Annotated in this window: 11 protein-coding genes and 1 pseudogene; 3 read left to right on the forward strand and 9 right to left on the reverse strand. The window is 63.7% G+C overall.

The window, feature by feature from the left end; all coding sequences use genetic code 11:
- Positions 1–710: 710 nt before the first annotated feature.
- The 3 genes from ACQHIV_RS11435 to ACQHIV_RS11445 form a co-directional block, all read right to left on the reverse strand.
- Positions 711–3917, reverse strand: a complete 3207-nt coding sequence (locus ACQHIV_RS11435) for an NACHT domain-containing protein (RefSeq protein WP_427893488.1) — start codon at positions 3915–3917, stop codon at positions 711–713.
- Positions 3918–4380: 463 nt separating this feature from the next.
- The gene (locus ACQHIV_RS11440) at positions 4381–7905 is read right to left on the reverse strand and encodes a hypothetical protein (protein ID WP_427893490.1); all 3525 of its coding nucleotides are present in this window, start codon (positions 7903–7905) and stop codon (positions 4381–4383) included.
- 1048 nt (positions 7906–8953) lie between these two features.
- Positions 8954–9241, reverse strand: coding sequence for a hypothetical protein (locus tag ACQHIV_RS11445; protein WP_427893491.1), 288 nt, complete (start codon positions 9239–9241; stop codon positions 8954–8956).
- 169 nt (positions 9242–9410) lie between these two features.
- Here ACQHIV_RS11445 and ACQHIV_RS11450 point away from each other — a divergent pair, with 169 nt between their 5' ends.
- Entirely contained in the window at positions 9411–10745 is a 1335-nt protein-coding gene (locus ACQHIV_RS11450; protein ID WP_427893493.1) for a helix-turn-helix domain-containing protein, read from the forward strand.
- Entirely contained in the window at positions 10742–11269 is a 528-nt protein-coding gene (locus ACQHIV_RS11455; protein ID WP_427893495.1) for an NUDIX domain-containing protein, read from the forward strand. Before ACQHIV_RS11450 ends, ACQHIV_RS11455 begins: the two co-directional genes overlap by 4 nt.
- Positions 11270–11924: 655 nt before the next feature.
- On the opposite strand, the pseudogene ACQHIV_RS11460 reads toward ACQHIV_RS11455, so the two are convergent.
- Positions 11925–12095 (reverse strand): annotated as a pseudogene (locus ACQHIV_RS11460) (ATP-binding protein); the annotation flags it as partial.
- Between ACQHIV_RS11460 and ACQHIV_RS11465 the strand changes: the two are divergent.
- The gene (locus ACQHIV_RS11465; protein WP_427893497.1) at positions 12013–12231 is read left to right on the forward strand and encodes a hypothetical protein; all 219 of its coding nucleotides are present in this window, start codon (positions 12013–12015) and stop codon (positions 12229–12231) included. The pseudogene ACQHIV_RS11460 and the gene ACQHIV_RS11465 overlap by 83 nt on opposite strands.
- A 30-nt stretch (positions 12232–12261) precedes the next feature.
- Here ACQHIV_RS11465 and ACQHIV_RS11470 read toward each other — a convergent pair whose 3' ends face one another.
- The 5 genes from ACQHIV_RS11470 to ACQHIV_RS11490 all read right to left on the reverse strand — a co-directional run bounded on the left by ACQHIV_RS11470 (position 12262) and on the right by ACQHIV_RS11490 (position 16129).
- On the reverse strand, positions 12262–13095 hold the full coding sequence (locus tag ACQHIV_RS11470) for an alpha/beta fold hydrolase (protein WP_427893499.1): 834 nt from the start codon (positions 13093–13095) through the stop codon (positions 12262–12264).
- Between the two features lie 27 nt (positions 13096–13122).
- Positions 13123–13545, reverse strand: coding sequence for a DoxX family protein (locus ACQHIV_RS11475; RefSeq protein WP_427893501.1), 423 nt, complete (start codon positions 13543–13545; stop codon positions 13123–13125).
- 29 nt (positions 13546–13574) lie between these two features.
- On the reverse strand, positions 13575–14420 hold the full coding sequence (locus ACQHIV_RS11480) for an ABC transporter permease (protein ID WP_427893503.1): 846 nt from the start codon (positions 14418–14420) through the stop codon (positions 13575–13577).
- Positions 14417–15382, reverse strand: a complete 966-nt coding sequence (locus ACQHIV_RS11485; protein ID WP_427893505.1) for an ATP-binding cassette domain-containing protein — start codon at positions 15380–15382, stop codon at positions 14417–14419. Before ACQHIV_RS11485 ends, ACQHIV_RS11480 begins: the two co-directional genes overlap by 4 nt.
- A 105-nt stretch (positions 15383–15487) precedes the next feature.
- Positions 15488–16129 carry a PadR family transcriptional regulator gene (locus ACQHIV_RS11490; protein ID WP_427893507.1) on the reverse strand — a complete coding sequence of 214 codons (642 nt, stop codon included), beginning with the start codon at positions 16127–16129 and terminating at the stop codon, positions 15488–15490.
- Positions 16130–16592: the final 463 nt, after the last annotated feature.

Here is a 16592-nt window from a genome sequence, read left to right on the forward strand (position 1 = left end):
CTGCGGAAACGTCTACCGGATGCGCATGCCGGAGATCGCGCGGGCGATCACCAGGTGTTGGATTTCGGAAGTGCCTTCGAAGATGGTGTAGATCTCTTCCCGCCTTGCGGGCGGTTGCACTACAGTCGGCGAGTCCGCACCTGGCCTGCGCGTTTGTCTCCGAACACTGCTCAGCGTTCATCGTCGCTTGTCATCGTTCCACGGAGCTGTGACGGAGCAGGAACTTGCCCACAGCAACGTTTCGAGCCCTAGTCGAGGCTTGCACACAGGAGCAAACCCTCAACTCTGGCGAGCATGCTGACAGGCCAGCCAGCAGCGTCAGGTGGCCCGACTCACCCAGTCCGCCGCAGATCGTGGTTCCGAGCGTCACTCGGCCAAGCCAATCCCATGGAGGCCGGCGGAAACACGTAGCCGCAGCGTGACCGCCGGTCTCCTAGACCGTGCCTCGCAGGTTCGAATCCTGCTGGGGCACCGTGTGTGCTGGGGCACGGCACAAACGCGCTGGTCACACGCAGAGCGCCATGAGCCAGTCCCACACGGACGGGTTCGCGTGGGACCACGCGTGGTACGAACTCGTGACGACCTAGGCCAATCCGAGGGTCTGCACGTCCACCCCTGCTCCTCCGGGCGGCCATTCCGAGCTCGGCGCAGGAACACCTCGTCGGCCAGCCGGCCACCCACACCGTTCTGCGTTCCCAGTCGCGTGGGTCTTAATACTCCTCGTCAGCCTCGTGCGGGGCAGCGGGTCCACTCTCCCAGATTTCACGTTCGAGGTGATCCTGAGCAGCGCGCTCGGCAAGTAGATCCAAGTCACGCTCTGTCAGCTCTGGCTCGTCCCACCCATCCTCCAGCCCCTCGTAGGTGTCTTCGCTCGTCAAACGCCGCTTCTCCGACTCGGTCGTCACCCACTGCCCAGCAATTGGATCCCAAGACCGCCCCCTTAACTCGTAAATCAACGTAATATCCTCGCGGCACCAAGAGTTGACCCACCCCGGAACTCGCCTCTCAATCTCTCTCCAGTCACGCTTTCTAGCCGAGGCGCGGCGTCGCGAAAGAAGCAGGGTGATATTAAATCCGTAGCATTCGCTGACGAGCCGCTCAAGGTACGACGAAGGCTGACGGTACTCCCCTTGCAAAAGATACATCGTGAGCAATGCTTCTTTAACTGCTTCCGACTCGCAGGCCCAACTTCGGTCACGGATCCTAATTTTGTCGAGCCTTTCACGCAGAAACGCCACAAAGTACATGGCGGTCTCGTTGTCTATGGACTGGCCCGATATGGCGCTTCGGATCCATCTCTTGAGAAGATTGTACTGAGCCTCACTCACAGGTTCACCGAATAGATGACGCTCCACTATCCACCAAGCGGCACCCAAGCAGGCACCGAACCGCCCCCGTGCAACCAACAGCCCGGCAGCGTCTGCTTCCGTGACTTCTTTGGCGTACTCAGACAACGCTAACCAAGATTTGCAAACAGAATCGCTAGCAAAATCGTCGACTGACGATGACGCCAATCTAAGCAAGTTCCGCACTTCCGAAGCCCACTCATCTTTGAAAAACCCCGCCTGGTCGATGAGTTCCAGGCTTGCCCAGCCGCTCATGAACATCATCTGAGCGGTGCGATTATCTTGCAAATAGTCGGATATAAAGTGCGACCGCGCATCCCGGTTGAGATTCAATAGAGCAACGAACGTCTCCAAGCCCATTCTGCGGCGAGGTGAATCCCAGTCATCACATAGCATATCGAACGCCAGTTTTCTGCTGCGCTGCGGAAGCAGCGTGCCATCCATCAAGCGAATGGGCAATCCACTATTGCCTCCTCGCAGGCAGATGTCCTCAAATACTCGCCAACCACCACCGTCTTCTTTGTCGTCGTAGGCCTGGACCAGGAGTTCTGGCAAGACGGATGTCGGATCGGCGCGAAACGCCGTGATGATGTGGTCTGCCACCGATTTGGCGTCCGGCGCCGCACGGCAGAGCGACTCTGCCGTGAAGTACTCCAAGAAAGTTCGGTGCGAGAACCCGAAGATCCGTTCTCCATGTTCGCTCGTGCCGATCTTGGCCAGCAACCATGCCCGCCCCGCGCAGAATTCCAAGAACTCTGCAGCTCGGATCTTGGCATCGGACTCATCGATTCCCGCGATACTTGCCAGATACCCGCCGATCGCCTTGGTGATGACTTTCTCTTCAAGGCCCGCTTGCGCCGCCTTCGACTTATATACCCATCGAGCAATCTCTTGCATCAACCGTTCACCATAGGCAGGCATGTCTTCTGGCTGAGATATTCCGCGATGAGCGTCCCATCTAAGGAAGAGCAGTTCGGCGCACTTCGCGTAGATATCCCGGCGCTTACGAGGAATTGATCCCCGAGCTCTGTACAGGATACACAGGAGCGATAGGAGCAACGGATTGCAGCGAAGATCCGTTACGGTCTGAGATTCGACAATGAACGGATCCGTCAACTCTTGCCGATCAACAAGTGAAAACCAGCGAGCGGCATACTCTGCGACCTGCGGATCGGTAAACTCCTTGAGTCTGTAATGCTGGAATAGACGCTCGTCCAGACTCGCGCGCTGATATCCCAGTTCACGGGAGGTAACGAGAACCGACATGGACGGATAGACCCGGCACAGCGCTTCGATTCGCTGAACCATTTCTACCCGTGCTGGAATGTCCGCGATTTCATCGAGTCCGTCAATTATGAGTTCGACTCGTCCCATCAGTAGGAGGTCGCGCAGTTTGTCAGCGTCCTCCGTCACATCCAGCGTGCGCTCCAACAGCCGGGCGATGTAGTCGACGAGCGAACCGTGCCACCCCTCACGAAGATAATCTCTGCATCGCACGGCCAGTGTAATACGCGGGACGCCCTCGGAACCCGAAAGGGCATATACGAGATGAGATACGAATGTGGTCTTTCCAGCTCCAGGCGCGCCAGTCAGAACGATTCTGTACGGCAAACCGTTCCCCATCAAAGTTTCGCTGCTCTCCCCAGCGCCGTCGCTGCGGTAGATCACTCGTGGGATGTATAGGTGAGCGAAGTCAGCTGCCGTATCGACATCTGTGTGCGTGAGGATCGGCGGTGGCTGGCGATTGCCTGTGCGCTCGAGCAGTGAAGAATAGAGCTCCTCAAGCGCTCCTAGTCGGTCAATATCGCTGGCCAGGTCAACGATTCTTGCGAGGTAGTCTGTTAACTCATCCCCTCTCTTGCGGGCCATCAGCGGGGTTTTCACAAATCTTGAGAATTGCGAAGCCTCGTCATTCGTCTTCTCCGCTTTCAAAGCGGCGAAGGCAGTGTCAAGCAACTCGACGATCCGCGCCCAAAGCAAGTCCGCCGATTCGAGCCATGTTTCGGGCGAATCCACGTTCCATTTCTGGGCCGCCTTGATAAACGATACCCTGATCACATCAAGCGTCTTGTCGTCACTCGATAACGATGGGCCTAATAGCGAAACCGCCAGAAGACTCAGGATCGGCCGAACTGATGTTGATCGCAAAAACTGCTCGATGTCAGCGATTTCTGGCGCTGTAAGCGATTGCCCCACAAGGTCGTCGGCCAGGTCTAGCCAACTCGCTTCGAATCGGCCGGCAAGCCGGAGCCAACGGAGTCCTCTACTTCCGGCCGATAGCACAACTCCACCCGCGACCTGAGCAACGGTGCCTGAAATCAGCTCTCCCATGTCGGAACCATAGCCCCCGATCAGCGGGTAGCCCACAACTCGACGTCGCGCGATGCCAATCTTGACCTCGTCATATTGATCTACCCTGAACAGCCCGGCGAAGGCCGGAGATTCTGTCGGGTGTGGGGGCCGCTCTGGGTGTGACCTTCGTCCTGCGCCGACAGTGATCACCGGCTGGGCCGATCGGCGGCCGTTCTTCGGCCCCCACGTTGTTTCAGAGGGCACCAGCAACAGAAACAAGGAAACCACGATCTGCCTACGCGCGCTCAGCCGCAGTCTGAGGACAACTCTTCCGGGCGGTGTGGCGCCGCGCGCAGCAGGTGGTGGCGTTGCGCGTTACGCGGTGCCTCGGGCGCAAATCCGTCCCGCCGGTCGCCGCCCGGATGCGTCATTGCCTGACTGAGTGTGAGGCGCGCTGGTGGCGGGAGCCAGGCTCGCCCAGAGTGGCCAGATCGGTGGCGTGGCCAGTAATCCGACGATCTTTGCGTGGTCGATTGCCGCGCTGCGGCGTACGACGGTCAGTTGAGCGACCTGGGGCTCCGGCAGGTGGACGTGGACGAGGCGCGGTTGACTGCGGTTGTGATGGCCTGGGGTGGGGTTGGCCTGTGCGGTCAGTGCCGAGGAGGACCGCTGCGTGGTCTGAGCGCGCCGCGTTCGCCTCGATACCCTGCTTTGTAGGGCCCTTGACGGTTCGGCTCGGCAGCTAGTCCCAGATCGTGCCGCGTCGTGCTTGTTCGCGTTCCGCTTCCAAGGCGCAGTCTAGTTCGAGCCGGGCTGCGGAGATCGCGTACGCCGCGATGTCTGCGAGTGCTGGTACGCGTTCGGCCATCTCTTCGAGCTTGGTGATGTCTGATTTGAGGGCATCGGATTCCAGGCCTGTCCAGCTACGGGATCTCGAGATTTGCTGGGCGACCTGTGGTGCTGGGACGCCGTGCGCCAGCAGGACCGGGCCGAGGACCTCGACGCCGTGGTCGAGTTCACCGCTCAGCATGTCGAGTGCGCGGTGTCCGTCCAGCACGCCTTCTCTCAGCAGGCGGGCGGCGAGTTCGGGGTCGGCCTCCAGCAGTGGAGGGAGGAGCTGATATCCGGGATAGCCCGCGCCGGCCGCTAGTCGCGCGAGCCGCTCTCGCTCGTCGGCTGGGAGCGTCGACGGGATCGCCTCGACGTCGTCGATCCATCGCGACGAGGCCCGGACGACCTTGTCGCCGTTGAGCAGTCGGTGTTCGAACCAGTCCGCGCAGAGACTGGGCTGGGAGACCGCGAGCGCCTCGAGGATCTCCTTCAATCTCCAACGCCCATGCTGCCCTGGTGCCGTACCGTCGTCGGCGTCCAGGAATGCTGACTCCCACTGGACGCGCAGATCCTCCGGAAGTGGTACACCGTGACCGATGCCGACGTCGAACGCCAGCGCCGCAGCAGCTCGGATCTGGATCACGGGATGGTCGAGGAGTGCACCCAGCACCGCGTTCGGTTCCGTGGCGAACTGGAGACTCTCCAGTTGCCACGCATCATCCGCCGTCAGTGCAGAGACCACGATATCGGCCACCTGGTCACGGTCGCCGACACCAACCACGGCCGCGATCACTCCGCCGCGCAAAGCATCGTCCTGGAGTGCTCGAGCCACAGGTACGACATCGATACGTCGGCCGAGTCGCCGCGCCGTCCAGAGGGCGTTGGTGAGCAGCGCGTGAGAGCGGTGCGCGATCGCCGGAACGATCCACGCGGTGGGTTCGGTCGCCTCATCGATCACTCGCCGAGCGACCAGCTCCGCGGGCTCACGCTGATCGACCTCGGCTGCGGCATCGACGAGTTCCTGGAACCGCGCGGCTCCGGCGTCCGGACCGAGTTGGTTGAGGCCCGCGGCCAGAGCGCGCTGTTCGGAGTCTCTGGTATGCCGCCACTCTTCGATCGGTGCGAACGGATCGCGGCGACCGACGAACTGGACCAGGTCTTCATCGAGGTCAATCGGTGAGATGTCGGCCGGCGGCCTGACGCCCCAACGCTCCGCAAGGTCGAGTTCCCGCTGCACCCGGAGGGCGGAACCGGGTCGAGAGTCGAGACGTGGTCGGATTGCTCGCAGGATCATCCAGGAGCCCTCGTAGCCCGCGGCTATCTGGGCCGCGGTCGGCGTGGCCGTGCCGTTGATGTGCCCGCCGGCAAGACGTAGCCAGTCCTCGAACAACCCGATCAATGAGCTGAGCGTCTCGGCGGGCATCTCGGCGGGGTCCTCCCCCGCGATCAGCGTCGCCACGCCGTCCCACAGCTCGATCATCTGGCCCAAGCGGGCTGCCGACTCGACACCACTCGCTATCGTGAACTTGCTCGAGCCGTCAGGCTCGCTCCAGGTCCCCTCAACCGACGGATCGAAACAGGTACCAACGATCGCACCGAACACCGGCCATCTTGGCTGTGGATCGACCTGCAGCCACCTTGTGGCGTACCCGAGCAACCGTTCGCGGACCTCGAACAGCGTGCCGAGATCGGGATCGAGATAGCGTGTGAGCTTGCTCAGTTCGTCTAGCGAACTGCGGCTCGACAGCGGCCGTGAGTCTCGTACGGCGAGATCCAGCAAGCCATGGACCGCCTCTTCGTTGAACCAAGTCCGGGCGCAGATGAGAAGCGTCTTCTCTGCTGCCGCCCCCAACGGGTCGTGAGGGGTTCCCCAGGGCGAGACCACAGGTGCACGCTCGGACGACAGGATCACACGGGCCGACTTGGCCGCAAAGTCGCCGGCCTCCCTCGCCGTCACCGCGTAGAGCTGGAACACGTGCAGAGTCGCCTCGGTCCACGACTCGGGCGCGCCAAGCTTCGCCATACGGGATCTGGCCTCGCCTTGTGCATCCGGCGAGAGGGCTGCCGCGCGCATCAAGGTCTCGGTGAGGGTGGAATCTGCTTCAGGGAAGGCAGCGACGAGAGAGCTCCACGGTCGATTGCGCAGTGGGCCGAAGAACCAGTGGCTGGCGAGCGGGTACCTGATGGTGGGAGAGACCTCCCAGCGGTCGGAGCGGAGCTCGAGAAGCCCTCGCGTGGCGACAGTGCGTACACCCTCGTTCAACTCGGCGAGTAGTCTGTCGACGAGCTGAGCGACCCGTGCGAGGTCGTCCTGGCTCACCGCTGTCAGGGCCGCGATGCAGGCGATTGCGTCCAGTGTGACGGCCGAGTCGGTAGCGCCGCGCATGAAGCGCATGACCTTGTGCAGTAAGACCGCGCCGGATTCGACCTGCTGACCGTTTCCGTCCACCACCGCACGGCACAGCAGCACGGCCCAGCCCGGCCGCCCGTCGGCTTGGTCCAGGATCGTATGCCGCGCTCGTACCCCCGTGACGCCCAGAGCCTGCACGATGGCATCTAGCTCGGCCCTGGCCATCAGGTCGAGCGTCAACGTCCGACCTGATGACAGCACATCCGTTACCGCGTCCGCCTGCTCGGGCCAGGTCGTGGCCACGACGGCGAAGGACAGCCGTTCCTGCTGACGCAGACGGGTCAGCTCGGCGAGCAGACTCGCAGACAGATGCGCGTCGTCGACCACCACGCACGACGGGGCCAGCATCAACAGATCGTCCGCGAGATAGTCCTTCGCCTCTGGAACCGCGAACAGGATGTCAGCTGCCTCGGCAAGCTCGGACAGCAGCCGACTCTTACCGACGCCCGGTACGCCGGCCAGCACGACGTCCTGGCCCTCCGACAGCGTGGCCTTCAGTTCACGCAGTACCAGTTCACGGCCTACAAACGGGATGACCTGCCCGTCGATCGGAGCCGGGACGCGGACCAGCGAGTCCATTCGCCCCGCTCCCCCTGTCAGGAGCAGCCGCCATTCGGAGTCCCGCACGAGCGCGGCCACGAGCCAGTCGCGTCCGAAGTACTCCGGGATCGGCAGGGAATGCTTCTGGCAGTACTGGTCCATCTTCAAGCGCGTGGAGGCGGTGATGTCGTTCGAGCAGACGACGACGATCTTGTCGACTCGGAATCCGGGGTACTTCTGCCAACTCTTGTGGCTGCGCTTGAGGTTCGCGATCGGGTCACCGGTCGTCGCGAGCACCCGTCCCCGGCTTTCCGGGTCGTCCGCGATGACCCCGTAGATGTCGCCGTCTCGCCCGATGTCCTTCCCCGCCTCCACGGCCGACAAGTTCGGGTACTGCGCACGCAAGAGAGCGATGGCCGCACGCTCGAAGACATCGTGGTCGACGCCGGCGTCCAACGCCGGCACAATCCGGTCGATCAAGGTCACGTCCCGTCCACCCCTCATTCGCCGCGACCCAACCAGGTGATCGTGACAACGATCACCTCCACGCGCAACCGTCGATTCCCTTGAAATCGGAAAGGTGGCCCTGCTTCACATCCTGCGGGAGGACGCACGCCATGAGGGTCCAACTCCGTCGGTCGCCGTTGGAGCCCTCGCCGCCACGCAGGAACGTCAGCCAGCCGCCATCCACGTGACCGGTGTGCTCGAAGATCTGCCGCTGAGCAAGGCACGGGGCCGGCGCACGGAAGGCCACCCGACCAGGACCTTCGTTGCAATCCTGGATCCCGCTGTCCAGGACACGCGTGGTGGTTGCCAAGCAACGACGGCCACTGAACAACATCCAGTCCCGGGAATGTCGCGGACAACTCTCGACCGACCGGCCAGGCTGACCACGGCACACATCTGGCATTCGGGGCGTTTCAGCGATCTGGAACGAGTATTCGGCTCTGTCGCGGTGCGCACGTTGAGCATGTATGAACGATTTCCCACCCCCGTTCGGGCGCGATCTGACCGCGCGCCAGCACGCCTGCGAGCACTGCGCCGACACCTACACCGCGGCCAGATCCGACCAGCGATTCTGCTCAGATGGCTGCCGGCTCCGCAACTGGCGAAGCCGCCGACGGGTACGGTCGGCAGACGCGATTGAGGCGGAACACGTGACCGTGCTGCTCACGGAAGTCCGTCGATTGCGGCGCACCAGGTCACCGAACTTCAGCGTGCCAATGCAGCGCTCCGCGAAGCCCTGACGCGAGCACAAACGCGTCCGAAGCCCGTACCGCACGTGGGATCAGACGTAGACGCACGGCTCGCGTTCAGTGTTCGACGTTCGACGCAGGCGGAAGTTGAGCGATGCCGCGTTTGCTCATTTGGTCCGCCAGAGGTGCACCGGTTCGGTTGGCGCTGAGAGGTGTCAGCACCAACCGAACCGGCTCAGGACCTCGACCGCGATCCTTGAGGAGATCCGGCGGTGAGGTTCTGTTGGAGGGGCGGAACGGGCGCGGAGTGCAGGTGCCATTGAGGAGGAGAGGCCGTCTCAGCACACCCGCCCCGCCTGCTTGGGAATCTCCGACAGCAGGACATCGACATGGCCGGCGAGGAGGTGTTGGCGAATGGCGATCGGATTTCCAACCGACGCGAGGTGATGAAGGTTCGGCAGGATCAGTGCGCCCTCTTCGACCTCAATTACGGCGGTGAGCGCCTTGTGAAGTTCGTCTGGCGCGGTCTCCAGCTCGTCGATGAAGAGCGCGATGAGTACGCAGTCGTTCGCTTCCGCGCAGCCGACAATCGCTTGCCGACGTGCCGCGATCTCGGGGTCGCTCATCAGAAAGTGCTTCTTGAAGTACCCGAAAGCGACTCGCATCTGCCTCTAACCCCGTCCGATCTGGCTGTTGCTCGGTACGGATAAGCGTCGAGCAAACCGCACAGCACGCACCATGGACTGCCGCTGACGCAGCACTAAACTTGCGCCGAACCTGCGCGGCGAGGTTCGAGTGGAGACGCAGGTCGGCCAATGGGAGACTGAGGCCGTGATGGTCCAGGCCTGGTCCGGCCGCGAAGTACGGGCGCTGCGCGAATCGCAGCGTCTGAGCATTCGCGAGTTCGCCCAACGCATCGGCGTGAGCGAACGAATGGTCTCTCGGTGGGAAGCCGGCGGCACCAACATCCGACCGAGACCGATCAACCAGGAAGGTCTGGACACGCTGCTCGCGGCTGCGACCGATGACGAGAAACGCGCTTCGCGGCGCGATTGGAGAACCTCTCGGGTCCAGGGTCGACGTCTGAGCCGGACACGATTCGTCCCGAGCCCACTCCCCCATCTTCCACCGATCTACGTCTGCAACAACACGTCGCTACCGCAGGCTCGCCGAGACGCAGCGAAGGGGCCGGACGTGCTTGCAATGCAGGCGTTCCGGTCCGCTGACCGGCAAGTCGGTGGCGGCCACCTGTACGCCGCGGTGGTCAAGTACCTGCGTACACAGGTAGGCCCGCGGCTGTTCGGCGGCGACCTCGTGGTCGAAGATCCATCCGTGTTCACGGCGGCAGCGGGACTGACCGAGATGGCCGGTTGGATGGCTCACGACGCGGGGCGAGACGATCGCGCGTACAGCCACTTCTTGCGCGCCTTCCACCTCTCGAAAGCTGGCCAGGATCGCCAACTTGGCGTCCACGTACTGGCCAGTCTCAGTCACCTCGCGCACCATCGAGTCGACCCGCACGGCGCCATCCGTTTCGCCCAAGCCGGGGAAGCCGCGCTCGCCGAAGGCCCTCGAAATCCCGGTTTGGCTGCTCGCCTTCTGGCCATGAAAGCCAGAGGACGAGCCACTCTCGGAGACGATCAGGAGACCCGCCTGCTTCTCGGGCAGGCTGAAGCGGCACTCGGCGGATCCCCTGAGGAGGCACCATCCGATTGGGTCAGCCATTTCGACCGTGGGAGCCTCGCAAGCGAGGCAGCGCGATGCATGCGGCAGCTAGGGAAACCAACGGAGGCGCAGGAGCACGCTCACCTGATCCTCGAACTCCGACCGTCGAATCGCACGCGGAGCCACGCGTTCGGACAGCTCTTCCTGATCACGTCCCTGATCCAGCAAGGCGAGGCTGAAGAGGCGTGCCGTGTGACGCGGGACGTCATCGACTCAACCGAATCGCTGGGATCACAGCTCGTCGTTCAACAGCTCAGGGAGATCCACGACCAGCTCTCGCCGTACGCCGACTTGCCGACAGTCAGCGACACGAGACAGCTTCTCGCTGACACGATGCGCCAACGAGTCTGGCTCCAGCAATGGATCGCCTCAGACGCCTTCGAATCTCAGGCGACGCCACGATGACCGCCGACGAACCGCTCTGCCGCCGCGACCCCGAGGCCTGGCGAAAACACCTGGCAGAGGGCAACGCGAAACAAGCTCGCAAGCGCGTCGGCGCCGACGCGATCCTGCGCGACGAGCAGGGCAGATTCCTCCTCGTCGACCCGGATTACAAGCCCGACTGGGACCTCCCGGGCGGCATGATCGAGGCCAACGAACCGCCGATCGACGGGCTCATCCGAGAGCTGAAAGAAGAGCTCAATCTCGAACTGGCACCGAACCAGCTGACCCTCTCCTGCATCGACTGGGTATCGCCGCATGGGCCCTGGGATGACTCACTGATGTTCATCTTCGACGCCGGGAGACTCCCCGCCGGCCAGATTGCGCGACTGGAACCAGACCGCGACGAGCTGCGGCGGTGTGACTTCTTCGAACTCGAGCAGGTACGACACCGACTACGGCCATACGTCTGGCATCGCGTCGAAGCTGCCCTCAAGGCCGCCGAATCGCAGACGGTGGCATATCTCCACGATGGCTATCCAGCCTGAGGGAACCTCTGACGATGCAATGCCGGGTCGATCGAACTCCGGAGGTGCCAGCGATGGAAGTCCGAGCATGGAACAACGGCGCACATCACCGATCCGGCGCCGGATACGGGCTCAAGCTCCGCATCGCGGACCGCGATAGCCTCTTCGATCCGGAGTGGACACACATCGTGCTGACCGTTCCGGGTGAAGGAGAGGTCTCGGTCCCGTTGTCTGCCTCGTTCTGGCGGACGTGCAGTGAGCTCCGGAGCGCCACGATCGGACGCTGGCTTCTCCGCTCGGGCCAGGCTCCGTGGTCACTGGGTACGCCGCCCACGATTCGCCTCATTCACATCGGCGACAACCGGTTCGTCGTGGAAGCGGATTCAAAACGCGCTGAGTAATTCGTAGGTAGCCGGTGATCGCAGCTGCTCTCGTGGAACAAGCATCTGCACTTTCACGCCACGCAGCTCGCCCACGGGCGGTGGCCTGTGAGCCTGCAGCCGCGCGACTGCGACTGCGACTGCGACTGCGACTGCGACTGAGGAGGGTTTCGTCCGACACCGCTTGTTGGCGAGTTCTGAGACCGCCGGGCACGTGTCGGTGTCGCGGATGTTGGTTTGCGTCGACACCGCTTCCGCGCCCGACGGGTGCCAGGTTGTCCGCTGCTTTGTGGCTTGGCCAGACGGTAGGAGTCGGTGCCGGTCTCGAGGATGGTGCCGCCGAAGGTGAGTCGGTCGACGATGGCTGCGCATAGCCGGGGGTCGGTGAAGGTCTTGGTCCAGCCGCCGAAGAACTCATTGGACGCGATCGCGACCGATGCCTTCTCCTCACGCTCGGTGAGGACCTCCTTGCGTGGTGGCGAAGACGTTGGTGACGAGCACGCCCAGGATCAGGCCTGTGATGCCGCCGACGACATCAACCTCGACATGACCTGTCTGCCCCGTGTCCCTGGCGCGACGAAGATCTGCTTGCGCGGTGCCTAATCGGTATTCGCGCAACACCTCGCAGGCCCCTCAGTGTTCGCTGCTGAAGAACAGTAGCAACAGCGGGCCGACGGTCTGTGGGTCGACGACGTGATCCGGCCCCTTGAGGGTCTCCCGTTGAGCGTGGGGCAATTGGTCTGCAAGCTCGTCGGCTGCGCGGTCGAAGAAGTCCGAGGGCAGGCCTGCCATATAAGGGACCGTGATCGGTCCTCCGGTGGTGACCAGGACCGGTTGGGTGACCGTTGCCAGTCGATCGGCCGGCAATTGGTAGCGGTTGTGGAAGACGCTGTCGTGGACCAGCGTGGGCGCGAGGGCGACCGAATCCGCCCAATGCGACGTCTGCTTGCCTGCCGCTTTCCTGGCCGCGATGTTGTCGTCGGAGGCGCCGGTCAAGCGCATGAACAGTTCGAGAACCTCCTCGTCTCGCCCGGCGTCGAAGGCGCGTCGGGTGTCTGCGATGTACTTCTCGAATCGCGGGCGGATGTCGTCCCCGACCGCGTAGGGCACCTCCCACACGGCGATCGTGTCGATGGCTGACCCGGCCGCGGCCGCTTCCAGCGCCAGCGCGCCACCAGAGGACGCCCCGAACAGGTGTGCCGAGCCACCCGCCTCCGCGATCAACGCATCCAGGTCCTCGATCTCCCTCTCCACGGCGTACGGCTCGGTGAAGCCGCTCGCGCCGCGTCCCCGACGGGCATAGTTGTAGACCGTGAAGTGCTCGGCGAGAGCCGGCGCCAAGGGAGCGTTCTCCACCCCCTCGTCGAGTGCTCCGCCCACCAGAATGACGGCCGGACCGCTTCCCTTCCGGTCGTAGGCGATGGTGGTGCCATCGTTTGATGTCACGCGAAAGGCCATCTCGTTCATCTCACATCTCCGTCCGAGAGGTTTGTCTCAGCGCCTGAGCAGCGTGCCGACGACGGCCTCGGTGCGCGACCAGAGCGCCCTTGCGATCACGGCCGCCACCACCAGGAATGCCAGCGGATGCCAGGGGCTCTGCTCGAGCACGAATCGATTGGTGATGGTGGCACCCGCCAGCAGCGCGACCAGCCCGAGACCTGCCAGGCCCGCCAGTGCCGGGATGAAGAGCCCCACCCCGCCAGCGACCTCCAGCGTTCCGACCAGGTACCGAAGCCACTGTCCTGCCCCGATGTCCGCGAACATGTCCACCATCGCCGGATCGCCTGCAAGCTTCGCGATTCCGCCGCCGGCGATCATCGCGCCCAGCGCAACCTGCAGGACCCAGAGCCCGATATTGCGTGCGCGCCGGGGCTGGTGCTCACCCGCACGCGAGTTGTTCGTGATGTCGGTGTTCATTTGCCGCTCTCCTCGTCTCTCGGAATCCTCTACTTCTTGTTGCGGTAGAGGACCGTGGTGATGGGACCGAAGACCGCGACGAGAAATACGGACGAGGCGAGCACCCAGCCGATTTCCCCGGCGGGCACCGAGCCGTGCATCAGGCCGCGTACCACGGTCGCCAGGTGGGTGATCGGGTTGACCTCGACGACCGCCTGCATCCATCCCGGCATCGTCTTCGGGTCCACGAAGATGTTGCTCACGAACGTCAGCGGGAACATCACCATCATGCTGACCCCCGCCACCGAGTTCGGCGTGCGCAGGATCAGGCTGAGCATCGTCCACAGCCACGACAGGCAGAACGAGAACACCACCAGCAGCACCACCGAGAGCACCACGCCGACGGCGCCACCCTCCGGCCGGAACCCGAGGACCAGTCCGAGCGTGATCACGATCGCCGACCCGATCGAGTAGCGCACCAGATCGCCGAGCAGGGCGCCGACCAGCGGCGACGGTCGCCACACCGGAAGTGACCTGAACCTGTCGAACACGCCCTTCTGGATGTCGGTGTTCAGCGTTATGCCGGTGTTCATGGTGATCATGACGTTCGCCTGCACCAGGATCCCGGGCAGCAGGAACTGCAGGTACTCCTGAGTCGACCCGGCGAGCGCGCCACCGAACAGGTAGGTGAACATCAGCGTGAACATGATCGGGAACATGGTCACGTCGACGAGCTGCTCCGGGACGTGTTTGATCTTCAGCAAGGCGCGCCAGCCGAATGTCAACGAGGTGCGCACCGGGCCGGGGGGAGACGGCCGCTCACCGGCCAACAGCACACTGCGCAGCGCGTCCTCAGTGACCGGCGCCGACGCCTGCTCTACGGACGTGGCATTCATGCGGCATCCTCCTCGGGTGTCTCCTCGGCGGCGTGTCCGGTCAGGGTGAGGAAGACCTCGTCCAGGCTCGGCTGACCGAGCGCGAACTCGGTGACGTCGATGCCGCTGCGGGACAACTCGGCCAGGGAACGGGCGACCCGTTCGGGGTCGGAGATCCTTGCGGACAGCGCGGCCGGGTCGGCGGAGGGCTCGACCGGCACCTCGAGGACGCCGGCGAGGACCCGCTCTGCCTCAGCCCGCTGCTCGGGCGCACGTAGCCGTACGTGCAGCGAGCCGGCGCCGACCGATGCCTTGAGCTCGCCGCTCGAGCCCTCGGCGATCACCTTCCCGTGGTCGATCACCGCTATCCGGTCGGCCAACTGGTCGGCCTCGTCGAGGTACTGCGTGGTCAGCACCACGGTGGCGCCCTCGACGACCATGCCCCTGACGATCTCCCAGACCTGGTTCCTGCTGCGCGGGTCGAGCCCGGTCGTGGGCTCGTCGAGGAAGATCAGTTCGGGGGTGACGACCAGGCTCGCCGCGATGTCGATGCGCCTGCGCATCCCGCCGGAGTACTTCTTCACCTGCCGGTCGGCCGCCTCGGCAAGACCGAACGCGTCGAGCAGGTCGGCCGCCCGCTCCCTGCCTCGGCGGCGTGAGTAGCCGAGGAGTCTGGCGAGCAGCAACAGGTTCTCCACCCCGGTGAGGTCTTCGTCGACCGACGCGAACTGCCCGGTAAGACCCACCCTGCTCCGCACCGCCCGGGCGTCACGCACGACGTCGTAACCGAGCACTTGCGCCTCTCCGGCATCGGGGCGCAGGAGCGTGGCCAGCATGCGGATCGTGGTGGTCTTGCCCGCCCCGTTCGGACCGAGCACGCCATACACGCCCCCGGCGCTCACGGCCAGGTCCACACCGGCGACCGCGTGGGTCGTGCCGAAGCTCTTCTTCAACCCTCTCGTCTCGATCGCGAACTTTCCCATGGGTTCGATTCCTTCTCTCGGTGTTGCGAACGGCTTGGTTGAGACTAGTCAAGTTTGACTACTTGGCTAGGAGTGGACGGGGAGGAAACGTCTAGTCAAGGTTGATTAGCGGCGCATCTTGAGGGGATCGGGGACCGTTCGCCACGAACCCGGATCATCGGCCATGGTGTAGGCGCCCTCAGACAGTCGTTTGCTCAGGCTCTTCGCCCACTCCAGTTCGGTGCGTGTCTGTCCCGCCCACAGTTCGGCCTGATCGCGGACGTGTTCGGGAATGTCGGGGTTCGGGTTCTCCCACCCCTTGGCCTGCCCTACGAACTCCGCTTCCAGGCGCGCGACCCGCTCGTTGACCTGCGCGATGGCATCTGCCCTGGTCAGCATGGGCAACATGGCGATGGACGCGTTGAGCATGTCCGGGTCGTGGGTGCGCCGCAGACCGTCGCGGACCAGTTCGACGATCTCCTCGCGGCCCCGAGCTGTCGCGCGGTACAGGATGCGCTCCGGCCCGGAGTTGCCCGGCTCGGCGTGCTCAGTGAGGAGGCCATCAGCCGCCGCCTTCTTCAGCGCGTGATAAACCGAGCCGCGCTTGATCTTGGCCCAACTCTCCGCACCCCAGCTCTGCAGTTCGGACCGCACCTGGTAGCCATGCGCACCGCCGGAGAGGTGCACGATACCGAGCACCAGGAGCTTCGTCGCCGACGTGCGCCCACCTCCGCTCAACCCTCTCGTCTCGATCGCGAGCTTTCCCATGGGTTCGATTCCTTCTCCCGGTGTGGCGAACGGATTAGTTGAGACTAGTCAAGTTTGGCTACTTGGCCACAGTGCACGGGAAGGAGCGTCTAGTCAAGTTTGGTTAGAAGCGCATCTTGAGGTGATCGGGGACCGTTCGCCACGAACCCGGATCATCGGCCATGGTGTAGGCGCCCTCAGACAGTCACTTGCTCAGGACTCCAGTTCGGTGCGTGCCTGTCCCGCCCACAGTTCGGCCTGATCGCGGACGTGCTCGGGGTGTCCCGGTTGGGGTGCTCCCGCCACTTGGCCTGCACTACGAGCTCCGCTTGCGCGCCCGCCAGGGTGGTGTCAACTCCCACCAACACTAGGGTGCCCTCCTGGTCCGGGTGGTGTCAGCACTGACCTACAAACGGTGCTGGTGGAGACCTCCAAAGCCACGACTGCGACTTCGTGATCGCACCAAGGCCCTAGGGCCTTCTCT

The organism is Kribbella polygonati (genome assembly GCF_050320105.1).
Taxonomy (GTDB): domain Bacteria; phylum Actinomycetota; class Actinomycetes; order Propionibacteriales; family Kribbellaceae; genus Kribbella.

Coding starts and splice junctions, on each gene's coding strand:
- ACQHIV_RS11445 (WP_427893491.1), bottom strand. CDS start 9,241: ATGAGCGACCCCGAGATCGCGGCACGTCGGCAAGCGATTGTCGGCTGC.
- ACQHIV_RS11455 (WP_427893495.1), top strand. CDS start 10,742: ATGACCGCCGACGAACCGCTCTGCCGCCGCGACCCCGAGGCCTGGCGA.
- ACQHIV_RS11470 (WP_427893499.1), bottom strand. CDS start 13,095: ATGAACGAGATGGCCTTTCGCGTGACATCAAACGATGGCACCACCATC.
- ACQHIV_RS11475 (WP_427893501.1), bottom strand. CDS start 13,545: ATGAACACCGACATCACGAACAACTCGCGTGCGGGTGAGCACCAGCCC.
- ACQHIV_RS11480 (WP_427893503.1), bottom strand. CDS start 14,420: ATGAATGCCACGTCCGTAGAGCAGGCGTCGGCGCCGGTCACTGAGGAC.
- ACQHIV_RS11485 (WP_427893505.1), bottom strand. CDS start 15,382: ATGGGAAAGTTCGCGATCGAGACGAGAGGGTTGAAGAAGAGCTTCGGC.
- ACQHIV_RS11490 (WP_427893507.1), bottom strand. CDS start 16,129: ATGGGAAAGCTCGCGATCGAGACGAGAGGGTTGAGCGGAGGTGGGCGC.